14 protein-coding genes and 1 pseudogene are annotated in these 18,322 nt (G+C 42.8%); 12 read left to right on the top strand and 3 right to left on the bottom strand.

Translation table 11 applies throughout. The features are described from left to right. Nucleotides 1-40: 40 nt before the first annotated feature. From L4C37_RS14330 to gntR, 12 genes and pseudogenes are all read left to right on the top strand, one after another. Complete coding sequence (locus L4C37_RS14330; RefSeq protein WP_429768977.1) at nt 41-1,462, top strand: FAD-dependent oxidoreductase; 1,422 nt, start codon at nt 41-43, stop codon at nt 1,460-1,462. A 46-nt stretch (nt 1,463-1,508) separates the two neighbouring features. Next, a complete protein-coding gene (locus L4C37_RS14325; RefSeq protein WP_429768976.1) occupies nt 1,509-2,180 on the top strand; it encodes an HAD family hydrolase in 672 nt (223 codons plus the stop codon). Nucleotides 2,181-2,466: 286 nt separating this feature from the next. Further along, a pseudogene (locus L4C37_RS14320) lies at nt 2,467-3,549 on the top strand (putative 2-aminoethylphosphonate ABC transporter ATP-binding protein); the annotation flags it as partial. Nucleotides 3,550-3,655: 106 nt separating this feature from the next. Then, the gene (locus L4C37_RS14315) at nt 3,656-5,368 is read left to right on the top strand and encodes a putative 2-aminoethylphosphonate ABC transporter permease subunit (RefSeq protein ID WP_429768975.1); all 1,713 of its coding nucleotides are present in this window, start codon (nt 3,656-3,658) and stop codon (nt 5,366-5,368) included. A gap of 159 nt (nt 5,369-5,527) precedes the next feature. Then, nucleotides 5,528-6,232 carry a phosphonate utilization transcriptional regulator PhnR gene (gene phnR / locus L4C37_RS14310; RefSeq protein ID WP_137372110.1) on the top strand — a complete coding sequence of 235 codons (705 nt, stop codon included), beginning with the start codon at nt 5,528-5,530 and terminating at the stop codon, nt 6,230-6,232. A gap of 104 nt (nt 6,233-6,336) precedes the next feature. Further along, nucleotides 6,337-7,239 (top strand): EamA family transporter, encoded by a 903-nt coding sequence (locus L4C37_RS14305; protein WP_137372111.1) that lies wholly within the window; start codon nt 6,337-6,339, stop codon nt 7,237-7,239. Nucleotides 7,240-7,439: 200 nt separating this feature from the next. Then, nucleotides 7,440-8,456 (top strand): TRAP transporter substrate-binding protein, encoded by a 1,017-nt coding sequence (locus tag L4C37_RS14300; RefSeq protein WP_009845626.1) that lies wholly within the window; start codon nt 7,440-7,442, stop codon nt 8,454-8,456. Between the two features lie 65 nt (nt 8,457-8,521). Continuing rightward, nucleotides 8,522-9,079, top strand: coding sequence for a TRAP transporter small permease subunit (locus L4C37_RS14295; RefSeq protein ID WP_429768974.1), 558 nt, complete (start codon nt 8,522-8,524; stop codon nt 9,077-9,079). Then, nucleotides 9,072-10,394, top strand: coding sequence for a TRAP transporter large permease (locus tag L4C37_RS14290; RefSeq protein ID WP_065606581.1), 1,323 nt, complete (start codon nt 9,072-9,074; stop codon nt 10,392-10,394). The genes L4C37_RS14295 and L4C37_RS14290 overlap by 8 nt, the downstream gene beginning before the upstream one ends. A 117-nt stretch (nt 10,395-10,511) precedes the next feature. Then, nucleotides 10,512-11,009: a gluconokinase gene (locus L4C37_RS14285; RefSeq protein WP_372267456.1), complete on the top strand. Its 498-nt coding sequence runs from the start codon at nt 10,512-10,514 to the stop codon at nt 11,007-11,009. Between the two features lie 3 nt (nt 11,010-11,012). Then, the gene (gene gndA, locus L4C37_RS14280) at nt 11,013-12,521 is read left to right on the top strand and encodes an NADP-dependent phosphogluconate dehydrogenase (protein ID WP_429768973.1); all 1,509 of its coding nucleotides are present in this window, start codon (nt 11,013-11,015) and stop codon (nt 12,519-12,521) included. Between the two features lie 142 nt (nt 12,522-12,663). Continuing rightward, the gene (gene gntR / locus L4C37_RS14275) at nt 12,664-13,665 is read left to right on the top strand and encodes a gluconate operon transcriptional repressor GntR (protein WP_137372116.1); all 1,002 of its coding nucleotides are present in this window, start codon (nt 12,664-12,666) and stop codon (nt 13,663-13,665) included. 128 nt (nt 13,666-13,793) lie between these two features. On the opposite strand, the gene L4C37_RS14270 is transcribed toward gntR, so the two are convergent. From L4C37_RS14270 to L4C37_RS14260, 3 genes are all read right to left on the bottom strand, one after another. Continuing rightward, nucleotides 13,794-14,576 carry a siderophore-interacting protein gene (locus L4C37_RS14270; RefSeq protein ID WP_429768972.1) on the bottom strand — a complete coding sequence of 261 codons (783 nt, stop codon included), beginning with the start codon at nt 14,574-14,576 and terminating at the stop codon, nt 13,794-13,796. Nucleotides 14,577-14,886: 310 nt separating this feature from the next. Then, nucleotides 14,887-16,365, bottom strand: coding sequence for a peptide MFS transporter (locus L4C37_RS14265; RefSeq protein WP_137372118.1), 1,479 nt, complete (start codon nt 16,363-16,365; stop codon nt 14,887-14,889). Between the two features lie 396 nt (nt 16,366-16,761). Then, the gene (locus tag L4C37_RS14260) at nt 16,762-18,132 is read right to left on the bottom strand and encodes an L-serine ammonia-lyase (RefSeq protein WP_137372119.1); all 1,371 of its coding nucleotides are present in this window, start codon (nt 18,130-18,132) and stop codon (nt 16,762-16,764) included. Nucleotides 18,133-18,322 lie beyond the last annotated feature (190 nt).

The following is an 18,322-nucleotide window of genomic DNA, read 5'->3' as shown; positions in this document are numbered from 1 at the left end:
TTTTAGTTTACGCCTTTAAGTTTTAGGTAAGGTACAAAAAATGACAAAGCACTACTCATATTGGTTCAAGCAAGCATTGGAACAGGAATTTGGCAGCATCAATGCAGGGCTAGAATCCGCTAAACCGCTTCAAAAAGACGTTAACTGTGATATCGCCATTGTCGGCGGTGGTTACACCGGCTTATGGACGGCGATTTTAATCAAACAACAACAGCCCGAAAAACAGGTTGTAGTGATTGAAAAAGGCTTGTGTGGCAGCGGTGCTTCTGGTGCGAACGGCGGGTGTATGCTGACTTGGTCAACTAAATATCCAACGCTGAAAAAACTCTATGGAAAAGAGCAAGCCAAATGGCTAGTTAAGGAATCTGAAAAGGCCATTTACGAAATTGAAGCTTTCTGTAACGAACACAAAATTGATGCTCACCTTTATCGAAGTGGTGCTTACTACACGGCGACCAATGAAGCTCAAAAAGGTGGAATGGAACCCGTTGTGAATGAGTTGGTTAAGCAGGGCATTAATAGCTGGAAAAAGTGTGATGACTCCTTGTCTGAAAAAGCGGGTTCAAATAGTCACATTGAAGGCTATTACTCTGAAGCGGCAGGCAGTGTGCAACCGGCTTTATTAGCGAGAGGCTTGCGCCGTGTCGCGCTCGATTTAGGTGTTGAAATTCACGAAAATACAGAGATGACTTCCCTCGATTACGGATCACCAGCACGTATCCAAACCAAGGGCGGGTCTATATTAGCAGGTAAAGTGATTTTAGCGCTTAATGCCTGGATGCTCGATCATTTTAAAGAGTTTAAACGCAGCATTGTGGTCGTATCGTCAGATATGGTTGTGACCAAACCTATTCCAAAAAAGCTCAAACAGTTTGGACCTGAGAAAGGGGCGGCAGTGGTGGATTCTCGTATCTTTGTACATTACTACCGTGATACCCAAGATGGACGACTCATGTTGGGTAAAGGCGGCAATAAATTCTCGTTTGCCAATAAAGTCGAAACCATGTTTAACCAAACGACTGATTATTTGCCGATTCTTCATCAATCTTTCCAAAAGCTGTTTCCTAAACTGGAGCAGAGTGAATTCGATTACAACTGGTCTGGCGGTTCAGATCGTTCGGTCACAGGGTTGCCATTTTTCGGTAACCTAAAAGGTCAATCCAACATCTATTATGGGCTTGGATATTCAGGTAACGGCGTCGCGCAAACCCGCATGGGTGGCAAAATTTTATCTTCAATGGTGTTAGGAATGGATAACGAGTGGACGCGCAGTGGCTTAACTAGCGGTCCTCGAGGCTATTTCCCACCTGAGCCGTTTCGGTGGGTAGGGGCAATGATGGTTAGAGATGCCGTTCGTCGAAAAGAAAATACAGAAGATGCGAATCAGCGCCCAATGTGGCTAGATAAGCAATTGACTAAACTTGCTGGAGCAGCTGGCAAAGCCGATAAAGTAGAGTCTTAGATTTGATCAGGATTAACCTAAACGGACCAAATAAGTGAGAAAAGGTATGATAACTCCACTGTATGTATTTGACCTAGATGAAACGCTACTCGATGGCGATAGCACAATGATTTGGAACGAGTTTCTTATTGAAAAAGGTATCGTAAAAGAACCTAATTTTCTTCAAGAAGACAAGCGTTTAATGGATCTCTACTCTCAAGGTTCACTCTCTATGGAAGAGTACCTTGAATTTGCGATGGCACCGCTCAGTAGCAAAAGCAAAGATGAAGTTGCTCGGCTGGTGGAAGAGTGTGTACAAAGCAAAGTGCTAGGACGAATTTTCCCTCAAGCACTGGAACTGATTCAGACACTCAAGAAGCATGGTCATCCAATCATCATTGTGTCAGCGACAGTTGCATTCATTGTTGATTGTGTTGCTCAGAAACTCGACATACCGAATGCTATTGGGATTGAACTAGTTGAAGAATCGGGAAAGTACACAGCGAAAATTGCAGGTACTCCCAGTTATCAGCAAGGTAAAGTTGTGCGCCTGCAAGAGTGGATGGACTCTCAGAATCAATCCTTTAATCAACTTCATTTCTATACCGACTCGATCAATGACTTGCCAATGTGTGAATTTGCGGACCGTGCGTACTTGGTTAACCCTTGTGAACGTATTGCGCCATATGCAGAGCCAAACCAATGGCAAGTTTTGAATTGGGGTCGATTAGCCTGCTGATAAAATTGTGGGGTGGCTGCGGGGCTCATTTACAACATTTTAACCGGCTGAAACTTGGGAGAGTCCCCCTAAGGTCTTGAATAAAAATAGTAATAAGAATAAATAAATGAAGCTTTCATCCCTATTGCAACAAGTGGGTGGAAGCTTTGTTGTTAATAGCCCAGCCGAGTTTTCTGCAGGGTATTTTGTTTGCAATATAACTGTCACTTACCTTCTATAAATTTGTCACTCAACTGCAATATTCAAAGTTTAAGTTTGGTATATACCATTTAAAGAGTGCTGTAGCATGAGCAACCAACCTTACTTAAATATTGAAAACGTTGTAAAACAGTTTGGTCAATTTACTGCGTTAAAGCAGATCTCCTTATCGATAGAAAAAGGAGAGTTTGTGTGTTTCCTTGGTCCCTCAGGCTGTGGCAAAACGACATTGCTTCGAGCGATCGCAGGCTTAGATCTTCCAACGTCAGGGGCTATTCATCAAAATGGCTCTGATACGACTTTTCTTCCTCCTGAAAAACGAGATTTTGGGATCGTATTCCAGTCTTATGCGTTGTTCCCAAACTTAACGGTTCAAGAAAACATTGCGATTGGGCTAAAGAATCAAGGTATGTCCAACCAAGATGCGCTATCAAAAGTGGAAGCGTGGTTAGAGACAATTGGGCTACCAACGTCAGCACATAAATATCCGAACCAATTATCGGGAGGACAGCAGCAGCGTGTCGCTCTGGCTCGTGCTTTAGCCTTATCTCCTGGTTTGTTATTGCTAGATGAACCTTTATCAGCCCTTGATGCAAAAGTGCGTACTCACTTACGAGATGAAATCTGCCAATTACAACGTAAGTTGGGGATAACGACGATCATGGTGACTCATGATCAAGATGAAGCGCTAACTATGGCAGATCGTATTGTTGTCATGAACCATGGTGTGATAGAGCAAGTTGGCGCTCCGCAAGACATTTATCAAAAACCAGCAAGTCGTTTTGTCGCAGAATTTGTAGGCACAATGAACTTCATTAAAGCATCAGTGGCGACGGATTCTAAAATACGAATTGCTGAGTCGATGCTGTCTTTACCTGTTCTCGATAATTTATCTCCAAAGCAAGGGGATTGGTTTGACCTAGCTGTTCGTCCGGAACAGATTCAATTTGTTGATCACTTCAATGACTCATTACCCGTTCGAATTCTATCTTGTGAGTTTTTAGGCGCGTTTTATCGAGTGGAGTGTGAATTGCAGCATGACGCACTAGCCAAAGATATTGTTGTGGACATCTCGGTTAAAGAATTCAATAAGTTGAAACTGCGCCGAGGTGATATTCGTTATATCGAGTTTGATAAAGAGGGCTTAAGAGCTTACTCGTCGAACTCAATTGGCTCTCAAACTAGCGGTAGTCAAAAAAATAGCAGCAACGGTACCGAATTTATGCATCAATCAGCCTCAAAAGGCTTGAAGAAAACAGAGGCGGCTTGAGATGAGCATGGAAATAGCCCCAATGCGCTCCCCCAAATTTAGAGCCAACGCTTTCATGGCGAGAATGAGCAAAGATAACGTCATTCTTTTTGCATTACTGGCTTTATTAACCTTATTGATGTCACTGTTCATTTTAATGCCGCTTTGGGCGATGCTCAAAAAAAGTGTGCAGAATAATGATGGAGATTTTGTTGGTTTAGAAAACTTTGCAACCTACTTTTCTTCACAGAGCTTATGGCAGTCGGTTGGTAATACATTCACTTTAGGTGTGTTGGTCACCGTGATTGTTGGTGTGTTGGCGTTTGGCTACGCGTATGCGATTACTCGATCCTGTATGCCCTTTAAGGGTCTCTTTCAAGTGTTGGGGTCAGCACCTATTCTTGCTCCTTCATTACTTCCAGCGATCAGTTTGATCTTTCTCTTTGGTAATCAAGGTATCGCCAAAGAGGTGTTAGGTGGGCATTCGATCTATGGATTAATTGGTGTCTCAATTGGATTGATTTTCTGGACCTTTCCACATGCATTAATGATCCTCACTACATCGTTAAGAACATCAGATGCTCGCTTATATGAATCGGCAAGGGCATTGAATACTTCACCTTTTAAAACCTTTTTTATGGTGACATTACCTGCGGCAAAATATGGCTTGATAAGTACTTTAATTGTGGTGTTTACCTTAGTGGTATGTGATTTTGGTGTGCCAAAGGTGATTGGTGGCAACTACAATGTATTATCTACTGACATTTTCAAGCAAGTGGTTGGTCAGCAGAATTTTTCTATGGGTGCAGTGACAAGTATTTTACTACTGGCTCCTGCATTGTTGGCGTTCGGTGTTGACCGATGGGTTCAAAAGAAACAAAAAAGTTTGTTTGATACTCGTTCTGTCGCCTACCAACCAGAGCCGAATTCCATTCGAGATGGGATCTGTTTTGTCTATTGTCTAATGATCTCTGTAGCGGTTATCACTGTTTTAGGCATGGCGATTTATGGCTCTATGGTGACATTCTGGCCTTGGAATAAAACCCTAACGCTGAATAATTATAACTTTGCTGAAATGAGTACCTATGGGTGGACGCCATTTTTTAATTCACTCACATTAGGAGCTTGGACAGCCATTATTGGTACAGTGGTTATCTTTATTGGTGCTTATTGCATTGAAAAAGGACGAGCTTTTGCGCCTATTCGTCAAGTGATGCAGATGGTCAGTGTCGTGCCGATGGCAGTTCCTGGAATGGTGTTGGGTCTTGGGTATATCTTCTATTTTAATGATGTGACTAACCCACTTAATGTGCTGTATGGCACCATGACATTCCTAGTGATTAATACCATCGTGCACTATTACACAGTCGGCCACATGACGGCGTTAACGGCATTGAAGCAAATACCCGCCGAGGTTGAAGCCACCGCGGCTTCAGTTAACCTGCCTCAATACAAGTTGTTTTTTAAGGTCACAGTGCCCGTCTGTTTACCAGCAATATTAGATATTGCGACTTATCTTTTTATTAATGCATTAACCACCACCTCTGCTGTAGTATTCTTATATTCAACAGATACGATTCCTGCTTCGGTTTCAGTATTAAATATGGATGATGCTGGGCAAACAGGTGCAGCAGCGGCAATGGCAGTGATGATCATGTTATCAGCCGCAACCGCAAAACTTATGCATATGGCGACCAACAAGCTCTGTGAAAAAAGAACTCAAGCTTGGCGTAAACGTTAGTGGTTTAGGCTCTGTAAATATCGCTGAAGAAAGCTACTGCTTAAGAAAACTTTTACTAAAGAAAACTATTACTAAAGAAGAACAGAGCTAAAGAAAAATTCAGCTTAGGCAGTGCTAGTAAGCGAATGCTCCGTAAAAGAACGATATAAAGGAAAGTAAGTGCAATACGTTAAAATTAAAGATGTCATCGTTGAACAGATTGAGTCGGGGATGTTGTCATCAAGACAAAAGCTTCCGGCTGAACGTAAGCTTGCAGAATCGTTTGATACTACACGTGTCACATTGCGTGAAGCGCTGTCACTGCTTGAAGCAGAAGGTAAGATCTATCGAGAAGACCGCCGCGGTTGGTTTATCTCTCCATCGCCTTTGCGTTATGACCCAACACAAACACTTAATTTTACCAATATGGCATTGTCGCAAGATCGTAAGCCCAAAACGGAACTCGTTTCAGCTAAAAGTATGCTCGCGACAAAACAAGCTGTGAATTTGTTAAAACTGCCTCCTTTTTCCGATGTCTACAAAGTTGATCGTGTTCGGTATTTAGAAGATCGCCCTGTGGTGTATGTAACAAACTTTATTCGACCTGAGTTATTCCCGAATTTACTCGATCACGACTTATCCAAGTCATTAACGGATATTTATCGTGAACATTTTGGTGTGGTGTATCAGAAAATTCGTTATCGCGTCAGTACAACGTCTTTACTGGGAGAAACGGCTCAAGCATTACGCGCAACGTCTGGATCTCCGGCAATGGTGGTAGAGCGTGTTAATTACAATCAAAAGGGTGACTTGATAGATTGCGATATTGAATACTGGCGACATGATGCGATCAGCATAGAGTCCGTTGCTGAATTAGAGCGTTAAAGCTAGAAGATAAAAATTAAGAAAACTCGATCATATATTCTGATTTATCGTACTAGGCTTCCTTCCGGGAGGCCTTTTTTATAAGTAATGCTCAAGGAATAAAAATGGAAGTGGCAGCTGTCATCATTGTGGTTTTTTCTGCATTGCTACATGCAGGGTGGAATATTTTAGGAAAATCAAATCAAGGTTCAGGCTCTGCATTTTTCTTAGCATCAGGCTCTGCAGCCGCGTTACTGTTAACGCCTTATTTGTTTTGGTATTCAATGACATTGGGTTTCGAGAAAATCCCCAATGCTTTTTGGATGCTGGTATTTCTTAGTGGGATTTTTCAAATTGTTTATTTAATTGGCTTAGGGATGGCTTATAAACAGGCAGATATTGGTGCCATTTATCCAATGGCACGAGCATTACCGGTACTAATGGTCGGTTTTGGTACCGTTTTGATTGGCTATGAGCTTTCTGTTAATCAGTGGTTGGGGTTTGTCTTGATCACAATAGGTTGTTTGTTTGTTCCGCTTAAAAGCTTTAGAGACTTACGATTCAAAGCTTATTTGAACCTGGGCGTGTTATGGGCACTTATTGCCGCCATTGGTACTACGGGTTATTCCATTATTGATAAAGAAGCCCTTTTGTTACTGGACCCTTTAAGCACATCAGCGATTACTAACAAGCACACGGCGGTTTTCTATTTAGGCGTTCAGTTCTGGGCGATTGTTGTACCGCTGGGCTTGTGGCTATTGGTCACGAACCAAAAAACAGAGTTCGATAGTGCCTGGGTAATGCGTAAGCGTGCAACTGCGGCTGGCATTATGATGGCTGCGACTTATGGCTTAGTCTTGTTTGCAATGACCATAACAGAGAATGTCAGTTTGGTTGTGGCGCTAAGGCAAGTGAGTATCATTTTCGGCGTAGTGATGGGGATCTACTTTTTAAAGGAAAAGTGGCACATGACTCGTGGTGTCGGTGTTGTTCTGATTATCACAGGCTTAGTTACCTCACTGATTTAAAATAGTTTTTATATTACACACCCGCCTTTAATGTGACTTTACAGTCATATTTTTCTTATTGATAGCAAACGTTTTACTAATGTTAAAGATGTGATCCTTCTCATAGACAAGGTTACAAAGTTACCGGTAACATCCATCTCAAAGTTACCGGTAACATATAATTACAAACCGGACTCTGTGAAACTCATAAGGATACCCAAATGAAAGCTCTGACTAAAACGCTGATTGCTGCTTCCCTCACTGGCCTATTTGCTACTTCAGCAATGGCTGCAGACTTTAAACTTAAGATTCAATCTTCAGATCCTTCTGGTGATTTGAACTTCAAAGTTCAGCAGAAGTGGGCTGAGCGTGTAGAAACGATGTCTAACGGACGTATTGATATCGATCTTCTTCCTGTTGGCGCTGTAGTTAAGCACACAGAAACGCTAGGCGCGATCAAGATGGGCATCCTAGATGGTCACATCACAGCAACGGGTTACTTCTCTGGTAAAGATCCAGCATTTGGTCTTATCGGTAACATGGTTGGCGCATGGTCTGATACAACACAACTGCTTCAATATATGAACTATGGCGGCGGTAACGAGCTAATGACTGAGCTTTACAAGCCTTACGGTGTTCAGTTCGTTGGTGCTTCAACAACCGGCGTTGAGTCATTTATTTCTAAAAAGCCAATCGATGGTGTAGCGGATCTTAAAGGTCTTAAACTGCGTGCGCCAGAAGGTCTAGTACAGCAAGTATTTGCTGCAGCAGGCGCGACTCCAGTAAACCTACCGGGTTCTGAAGTATTTACCGGTCTAAGCAAAGGTGTCATTGATGCCGCTGACTACACCGTATTTTCTACCAACCAAAAAGCGGGCATGAACGACATTGCCACGCATCCAGTTCAACCGGGTTTCCATTCACTACCGCTTATCGATATATCTATTTCTCAGAAGAAATGGGACAAGATGCCTGCTGATCTACAAACAATGCTGCAAACATCAGTGCGTGACTTCTCTTACGACATGACAACTCAGCTGAAAATGGCTGACCAAGCTGCGCTTAAAGAAGCTCAAGCGAACCCTGAAATTACTATCCACGACTGGTCACAAGAAGAACGTAAGAAGTTCCGTGAAATCGCGAAAGGTCAATGGAAAGTATTTGCAGAGCGTTCTGATAACGCAGGAAAAGTTTACACCTCTGTGACTGTGTTCCTAGAAGAAAACGGCTTACTGTAATTCAAACTTAGCTTATTGATGGGGGAGGGCATTGCTCTCCCGTTTTCTCCCAGGAAATTTGGCTCATGACCGATAAAACCCCTCACGCACCAGCTGAAAACGACGAACAACCAAGGAACGTGCTTGATCGCCTTATTATAAAGTTCAGTAATCTCGTTAGCTGGTTGTTTATTTTTACTGTATTGATTTCATTTTATGAAGTTGTGATGCGTTATGCATTTGATGCCCCAACCACATGGGTACATGAAACAGCGTCTTTCATCGGCGGTTCATTATTTATTATTGGTGGCATCTACGCGTTTGCCGCGAATAAGCACGTACGTGTGGTTCTTATCTACGATTCAGTGTCTAACCAAGCACGTAAATATCTTAATCTTGTTCACCACATTGTTGGATTAGCCTTTGCTGGCATGCTTGCTTACGCGGCTTACTTCACGGCAGAAGAAGCATGGTTTGCACCTTGGGGTGAGTTCCGCCTTGAAACATCAGGTTCAGTATTAAACGCGCCTTATCCTGCGCTTTTGAAAGGTCTGATCTTTGTTGTTTTGTGTGTTCTTGTTGTCCAGTTTGTATTGCACCTAATCCAAGAGTTGATGGGTCTGAGGAAGAATGACGATGTTTGATTTATCTTCTATTGGTATCGCATGGGGCAGTTTGCTCATGCTGGTTATGATGATTGGTTTGCTACTGACTGGTATGCAGCTAGCGTTCGTAACAGGCTTTGTCGCGATTTTTTTCACTCTATGTTGGTTTGGTCCTGATGCCTTACCTTTGATTGCGAGCCGTACCTATAGCTTTGCTTCTGGTTATGTTTTTCTCGCGGTACCAATGTTTGTGTTGATGGCGGCTTTATTAGACCGTTCAGGCATTGCGCGTGATTTGTTTGATGCTATGAAATCTGTCGGACGTAAGGTTCGTGGTGGCGTTGCGGTACAAACACTATTGGTAGCGGTACTACTGGCATCTATGTCAGGCGTTATCGGTGGTGAAACGGTACTACTGGGTATTCTTGCTCTGCCACAAATGCTTCGTTTGGGCTACGACCGTAAACTTGCTATCGGTACAACCTGTGCGGGTGGCGCACTTGGTACCATGCTCCCGCCAAGTATCGTACTGATCATCTACGGCATGACAGCAAGTGTGTCGATTGGCGACCTGTTCAAAGCGTCATTCTTACCAGCGTTTATTCTTGCGGGCTGTTACATCGGCTACGTGCTGATTCGCTGTAAGCTGAATCCGTCTTTAGCTCCTCTTCCAAGTGATGATGAGACAGAAGAAGATATTGCCAATCAGCCAAGCTACTTTAAGGCTCTGTTTTTCCCACTGCTTTCTGTAGCAACGGTCCTTGGCAGTATCTATACCGGTATTGCTTCAGTAACAGAGGCTTCGGCATTGGGTGTAGTTGGTATCATGATCAGCGCACTGATCCGTGGTGAATTGAACTTTAACATGCTGAAAGAGAGTGCCATCGCAACCATGCGTACTTGCGGCATGATCATGTGGATTGGTATCGGTGCAAGCGCACTGGTTGGTATCTACAACTTAATGGGCGGTATTGATTTTGTTGAAGAAACCATCCTTGCACTAAGTGGTGGTAACGCCACGGTAACGCTGTTAATTATGATGGCTATCTTACTGGTTCTAGGCATGTTCCTCGATTGGGTAGGTGTGGCACTCCTAACAATGCCAATCTTTGTTCCAATCATCACTGGCCTTGGTTTTGACCCTGTGTGGTTTGGTGTTGTGTTCTGTCTAAATATGCAGGTGTCTTTCTTGTCACCACCGTTTGGTCCTGCGGCATTCTACTTGAAATCAGTAGCGCCAAAAGATATCAGCCTAGGCGAGATTTTCTCTTCACTACTGCCGTTCATTGCACTTCAAGTATTAGTTCTGGCACTGGTTATTATCTTCCCTCAGCTAGCGCTTTGGTGGCAATAACAGAGAAGATTCCTGAGCGAATGGAACGTTTAGGAACCTATCAGCAACAACACCAATGTAATTATTAGATTCGATTGTCAGCCCTAATTTGGTTAGGGCTTAGGGAAGGCTTGCCTTATGAAAAGCAAAAAAATACTCGTGATGGGCGTATCTGGATGCGGAAAAAGCCTGATTGGAAGCCGTATTGCAGAAGCATTAACGCTTCAGTTTTTTGATGGGGATGACTTCCATCCGCAAAGCAATGTAGAAAAAATGCGTCAAGGCATTCCATTGACAGACGACGATCGTCAAGGGTGGCTAGAAACGCTTAATAAACAATATATTGAACAAGCAAGTGCTGTGATTGCGTGCTCTGCATTGAAACCGCAGTATCGAGATATTCTGCGTAAGAATAACGAAGACTTAGTGATTGTGTATCTTCAAGGCAGTTTCGATACCATTTGGAATCGCCATCAAGCTCGTGAGAACCATTATTTCAATGGTCAAGAAATGCTAAAGAGCCAATTTGAAACCTTGGTTGAACCAAGCAAAGGCGAAGCGTTGTTTATCGATATCTCACAAGATGTCGAACAGGTAGTAAAAAGTGCACTGACTCAAATTAGACAGATAGGCTAAATCATGACTCAGATACAAAATGACATCGCAATGATTGGTTTGGGAGTGATGGGCAAAAGCCTTGCCCTCAATCTACTGGATAACGGTTTTAATGTTGTTGGTTTCGACTTGAACAAAGACAACATTGAGCGCGCTAGCACTGAAGCGAAGCAACTCAATGCGATATTTGAAGGAAAAGGGCTGTTTACTAGCGGCATTAATCTTGAAGAGGTTTTACAAGGACTAGCAAAACCAAGAGTGATCGCGTTGTCTGTTCCTGCTGGAAAGCCCGTAGATATCGTAGTGAGTAATTTGCTAGAAGCCGGTTTAGAGAGCGACGACATTGTTATCGATACAGGCAATAGCCTTTGGACTGATACCGAATCCCGCGAATTGAATTATAAAGGCAAACTTCGTTTCTTCAGTACTGCCGTTTCTGGTGGCGAAGAAGGCGCGCGGATTGGTCCTGCGCTGATGGCCAGCGGTGACCAATCCGCTTGGCAATATGTGAAACCGATGTGGGAAGCGATTGCTGCAAAAGTGGATGCTAATGGACTACCTGTTGGCCAGTTTGAAACGGGTGAAGCGTGCGCGGCGTATGTTGGTCCTGCAGGTTCAGGTCATTATGTGAAGATGGTGCATAATGGTATTGAGTACGCTGACATGCAGCTTATCTGTGAAGTGTACCAGTTCATGCGTGATGTGCTTGAAATGCCAGCTCAAGAGATTGGGCAAGTTTTTGAACAGTGGAACAACGGCGTACTTAATAGTTACCTGATGGAGATCAGCGCCGATATTCTTCAACAAGAAGATGCTGCAACGGGTAAGCCATTTGTTGAAGTGGTGCTTGATAAAGCTGGTCAAAAAGGCACAGGTTTGTGGACAGCAGTAAACAGCCTTCAAGAAGGTTGCCCAACGCCAACGATTGCACATGCCGTTTATGCGCGTGCGATGAGCGGCCAAAAATCACAACGCATACAAGGCAGTCAACTTCTCAAAGGTAACATTGCTGATGCAAGCCAGTTAGATAAATCTGAAATCGTCTCTGAACTTCATGATGCACTGTATTGCGCCAAGCTATCTGTTTATGCTCAAGGTTTTGATTTATTAAAGACAGCTTCAGATAAAGAAGGTTGGAATTTAGACTTCACTCAAATTGCTAAGATCTGGCGCGCGGGTTGTATTATTCGTGCCGCATTTTTGCAAAGTATCACAGCGGCTTATCAGAAAAATGGTGAGCTAGCGAACCTACTGTTTGATGGGGCTTTCATCAAACAAGTGGAAGAGCGGGAGCTTGCTTGGCGTATTGCAGTCGCTAACTCCGCCTTGTTTGGGGTACCGATGCCGGGGATCAGCTCAGCATTGAATTACTTCGATTCACTACGCTGTGAAGTATCGCCTGCTAATTTACTGCAAGCTCAACGTGACTATTTTGGATCTCATACCTACTCAAGAGTGGATCGTGAAGAAGCGGAGAAGTTTCATGTGACTTGGGGTCAATCTCCGAGAGTTGAGGTAACCGTTCAAGCATAGCGAATCTGCAAACGCCCTCTAGATGAGGGCGTTTTTAATTATGTGGCTATATCAATTTTTTACTAAATTAGACTTCAAATTTCAAGTCAGTTGGATACACTGTTACCAGTAACATTAGCCATAACAATAATAATTAAATACCATGCCGAATAAGAAAAAACGTCCTACATTACAAGATATTGCCAATTTAGTTGGTGTGACGAAAATGACCGTAAGTCGCTGTCTTCGTGACCCTTCATTAGTGTCTGAAGCCCTTCGTGACAAAATTAATTCTGCGGTAGATGAACTCGGCTACATACCTAATCGCGCGCCTGACATACTTTCGAATGCAAAAAGTAATGCGATTGGAGTGCTGGTTCCCTCTCTGACCAACCAAGTTTTTGCCGAAGTGATCCGAGGTATAGAGCAAATAACTGCTCCAGCAGGTTATCAGACCATGATTGCTCACTACGGCTATAGCCCTGAACTTGAAGAACAGAGTATTGCTTCACTGCTTTCTTACAATGTTGATGCAATTATCTTGTCTGAAAATGTACATACAGAAAGAGCGCGTAAGATGCTGCAAACGGCTTCCATTCCAGTTATTGAAATTATGGATTCTGTCTCACCTCGCATTGAACAAGCGATTGGCTTTGATAACTTTGATGCTGCAAGAGCCATGACCAAGACTATGTTGGATAAGGGGCGTACGAATATTGCTTATCTTGCTGCGCGTATGGATGAACGTACTCGCTTAAAAATGGCAGGATATGAACATGCAATGGAAGAAGCCAAGCAGCAGGCGATCACCCTGCAAACGGAAGATGCATCGTCGTTTACTTTGGGGGCTAAGTTGATTGGTGAATTGTTGGAAACGCACCCTCAAGTGGATGGGATTTTCTGCACCAATGATGACTTGGCGATTGGTGCTTTTTACGAATGTGTAAGACGTGGTATTCATGTTCCTGAGCAAATGGCGATCGCAGGGTTTCATGGGCACGATATTACGGTTGCCATGACACCACGCTTGGCAACCGTTGTTACGCCAAGAGAGCAAATCGGTAAAGTTGCCGCAGAGCAAGTTGTTGCTCGTCTGAAAGGTAAAAATGAATGGGTTGCGAAATTAGATTTAGGTTACCGAATTGAGGTGGGAGAAAGTATCTAGTGCCATAGAGTGTGCATGACGGTACTTATTAAGCCTGCCATTTAACGCCTAGCTTTGTTGAGTAAACAAGTTAGGCGTTTTGTATTCTTTGTGTAGCGTCTAGCGTCTAGCTGAGCCTGATATAGGAGTTAGTTTACTAGCGTTTCTGCATCTGCACGTTTAATGGCTTTGTGCCCATCTTCAGTTACGCCACGTTTCCAATAACTACTAATATAGATGTTCTCTTTTACCACTTCTTTTTCGTTTCTGAAGTACTGTCTTAATTCTCGCATGCTTTCAAACTCACACGCTGACCACACTGACACTTGACCGTTTAGCCATTCTTTTTGGCGAACTGTGTCTGCAAGTGAAGAGTTAGATTCGCCTTCAATGATCCAATCAATATTCAAGCCGGCAGGTGTATCTAGCTGTTGCTTATCATCTTCTGAGTTAATAAGAACAACTGCGTGCCCAATGGCATTTGTAGGTAACTGATTTAGCTTTGCCGTTAAAGCTGGCAGTGATGTCATGTCTGCGACTAGGAAGAACCAATCAGCATCTAGATTTAATCCTTGAATAAGCCCAGGACCCGCTACAGAGATAGTATCACCTGGCTGTGCATTCATAGCCCAACGTGCGGCGAACCCGCATTGTAGGTCAACCGTATTATGTCGTACAAAATCGACTTCAATTGATGACTCATCAAGGTTGAACTGACGAATAGTATAAGTACGCATTGTAGGGCGTGCGCCTTGATCTAGCTTGGTTAAGTCGGTGCTACCAGAAGGAGTGAAAAGAAGTTTAATATACCCGCCAGCACACTCAGGCGGAAAGTTACTCAACCCTTCACCATGGAGTGTAATACGCTGCATGTTAGGGGTAATGGTGATTGAACTTGTAACGCTTAAAGTGATTGGACTAGGTTTACTCATATACTTATCTCAATGTAGTTTACTGCCAGTATCATAATCTTCATTTTCAAATCTGACAATCTTAATAGTTATCATTTACGTAGTTTTACAAATGATACTTTTAGGCTAAATAGGTGTGGTTGATTGTTAAATTAAGACAAGATTTAAGGTTCATATCGTGAAGAACTATGTCGCTATATCTATGAAACTAAATTATGCGAGGTCGTTTAAGGAATTATGTTTATGAGGGCATACTTATGGCGTTCAATAAAAAATGCCCCAGTGAATATTCACTAGGGCATAGATTAATGCATCTCGCCTGAAGGGCTATTTAGCTTTTAGCTTCTTCCAAGTCAATAGACTCTTCCGCGTTTTTCGCAGCTTCCAGCATTTTGCTGATAGCTTTAGAGCCAGCCATCGCGACACCAACCATTACAACCGCTAGAATAGTTAGCATTTGGAAGTAATCACCGTAAACCGTTTGCACGATTTCTTGAGTGATTTCTTGACCTTTTTCTAGCGCAATTGAAGTTGAGAATACCGCGCCAACAATACCTGAAAGAGCGATAGCAACAGAGAACAAGCTTACTGAGAAGTTTTCAATGTGCTTAGGCGCTACAGACAGGATGAATGCAACAACCATTGAACCAACAATTACTTCACCAAATGCTAGGAAGAAGTGAATAGCTAGGAATACTTCTGGACGAATTAGAACATCTTCACCAACAGTCGTTACAGCCATGGTTAAGATACCAAAGGCAATAGCGGTGAGGATGAATGAGAAACCTACTTTCGTTGCAGTAGAGAAGTTAATGTTTTTCTTTTCAAGGTTAGAAAAGATACCAGCAATAATAGGACCAGCAACCATACACCATAGTGGGTTCATTGCCATTGATGCTTCAGGTGCAACAGGGATAAAACCGAATAAGTCGCCACGCATTGTGTTAATCGCAACCATTGTCATCGAAGTCATCATTTGCCCGTAGTACACGAAGAAGCATGTGGTTAGGAAAGTAATGATTAAGATAGTGCCCATTTTTAGCATGTCGGATTTCTTCGATTTCATCATCAAAGAAACAAAGTAGATAATTGCCGCTGCACCAATTGCGTATACGATATTTTGACCAATATCCATGTTAGAGAACATGAAGAATACCAAGCCGATCATGGCAGCAGAAAGACCTAGGAATGCTGCCCAGTTTTTAGAGCTAACAGGCTGTTGGTCAATATCAGCACTTGCTTCTACAAGACCTTTACGAACAAAGATCATCATAAGAAGCGCAGCACCTGCTAGAACAGCAGAAAGAAGGAAACCACCGTGGAAACCTACAACCAGCACTAACATAGGGAACAGGTATTGACCTAATAGTGCACCAATATTGTTTACTGAGTAGTTGATAGGGTAGCAGTTTTCGAAATCTTCCTGAGTTTTGAACGTACGCTTGTAAAGGCTAGGGTAAGAAGGGGACATCAAGCCACGTGCATAACTCGCTAAAGCAATACCACATAATGCCATTGGTACATTAGTTGCGGCTGCACCTAATACCAATAATACATAACCACTGGAGAACCCAAGGAACGCGATAGTCAAAGAGCGGTATGCGCCTAAAAACTTATCGGCGATGAAGCCACCCGCAATTGCGAATAGAGGTCCAATAGCAGAGAAAGCACCAACAACCATCATGGTGTCAGCTTCATTGTAGTTAAGATCTTCAAGGAAGAAGCGGGTTAAAATAACCATCACGCCATAGAATGATAATCCGAACATCATCTGACAGAACATCATTGATTTGTTTAATCTATTCCACATTATTTTATTCTCACATTTATGTTTATATATAGTGTAATAACCTAATTATAATATCATTTATAGTTCGACATAAAATGAAACATTTCTCGCACTGTGGATTTTTATCACCGTATCTTTTCTTATGAATGCATTCATTTTTCTCATGAATTAAAAGTGGAAAATAAGATTTTGCTGGTGGATGGTTTTGTAAAATAAAGAAAGTAATGGCTAGGTGGAACTAAGTGTCGGTGAATTAAGAAGAAATAAGAAATGATAGATAAATCGTCACTTAGAAAAATTTACCCTGGGGCAGAGAAACGAGGCTGGACCGATTAAAAAGCCAGCATTCCTGCTGGCTTTTGAGTGAAAATGGAAACTAAGTTTACTGCGGTAAAGGAACGTAAAAAATATTCAAAATTACTCGCAAGGTGGTGACATATGGATGACAGCAAGCCCGCCTAAAGATGTTTCTCGGTACTTACGGTTCATATCTTTACCCGTTTGATACATGGTAGCGATAACTTTATCTAATGAGATAAGACACTTACTGGTGCGTTTTAGAGCCATTCGCGAAGCATTGATGGCTTTCATCGCACCCATTGCATTTCGTTCAATACATGGCACTTGAACTAAGCCGCCAATAGGATCACAGGTCATCCCTAGCGAGTGCTCCATGGCAATTTCAGCAGCCATACAGATTTGCTCATTACTGCCGCCACGTAGAGCGGTAAGCCCAGCAGCAGCCATTGAAGATGAAACTCCCACTTCCCCTTGGCAACCTACTTCAGCGCCAGAAATAGACGCATTAGTTTTGTAAAGAATGCCAATTGCCCCAGAAACCGCGATGAAGTCTTTAAGTTGTTTAGTGTCCAGTTCTTTAATAAAACGATGGTAGTACATCAATACAGCTGGGATTACGCCTGCAGCACCATTTGTTGGCGATGTTACCACTTGCCCACCTGCGGCATTTTCTTCGCTGACTGCAAAAGCAAAAAGGTTGATCCAATCCATAATTTCCATTGGATCGCTTTCAATTGCGGCATTTGCCTCTAGCTTTTTCAATAAAGCAGGAGCACGTCTTGTTACTTCTAGCCCACCTTCTAAAATGCCTTCAGTATCAAAGCCACGCTGCATACACAGAGACATTACTTTCCAGATTTGTTCTGTTTTTTGATCAATCGCTTCCATGTCTTGGAAAGACACTTCATTTCTTAACACCAAACTGCCTAGGCTCAGCCCTTGCTTCTCGGCAGACGTTAAAAACTCTTCAGCAGAAGTGAATGGAAATTCCACAGAAACTTCAGATTCTTTTTTGCCATTTTGTAGCTCATCAGCGGTGGCAATAAAACCGCCGCCAATAGAGTAATAGGTTTCCATACCAAGTAACTTTCCCTGAGCGTCAAACGCAGAAATGGTCATGCCATTTTCATGTAAAGGAAGGTTAGATGTGTGGAAAAGCATATCGGTATCTACATTGAATGGAATATCATTCGTACCGCTAAGCGCTAGGCGTTGATCTTCGACTGCCTTCTTCATTGCTAAATTGGCGCTCGAGATTTTGATGGTATCGGGCTTATTGCCTAATAGCCCTAGGATCGTAGCGCGGTCTGTGTGGTGACCTTTACCAGTGAGTGACAGTGAACCATAAAGGTCAACTTGCACACGTGTAACCTTATCAAGGTAAGGTTGAATGATCTGAGTAAAGTTAAAACCTGCAATCATTGGACCGTTAGTATGTGAGCTAGATGGCCCAACGCCAATTTTGTAGATATCAAAAATAGACAGCATAGTGGTGACTTCCTGTGGAGGGTGGCTCGATGAACGAACTCTGACTGATTATAATTATTGCTTCGTAGGTACTCTCCGTAGTATTTACATCAAATACGTACGATGTGTTTACGGGCATTGCTTATTTACTATGGTTTTGTACTGTTTCTAATGGATTTAAATTGTTACTTTCTGTAGTTTTCAGCGGCCG

The organism is Vibrio kagoshimensis (assembly GCF_050337535.1).
In the GTDB taxonomy this organism is placed as follows: Bacteria; Pseudomonadota; Gammaproteobacteria; order Enterobacterales; family Vibrionaceae; genus Vibrio; species Vibrio gallaecicus.
The sequence above is the reverse complement of the archived record's forward strand: the minus strand, read 5'-3'. Positions and strand labels throughout refer to the sequence as shown.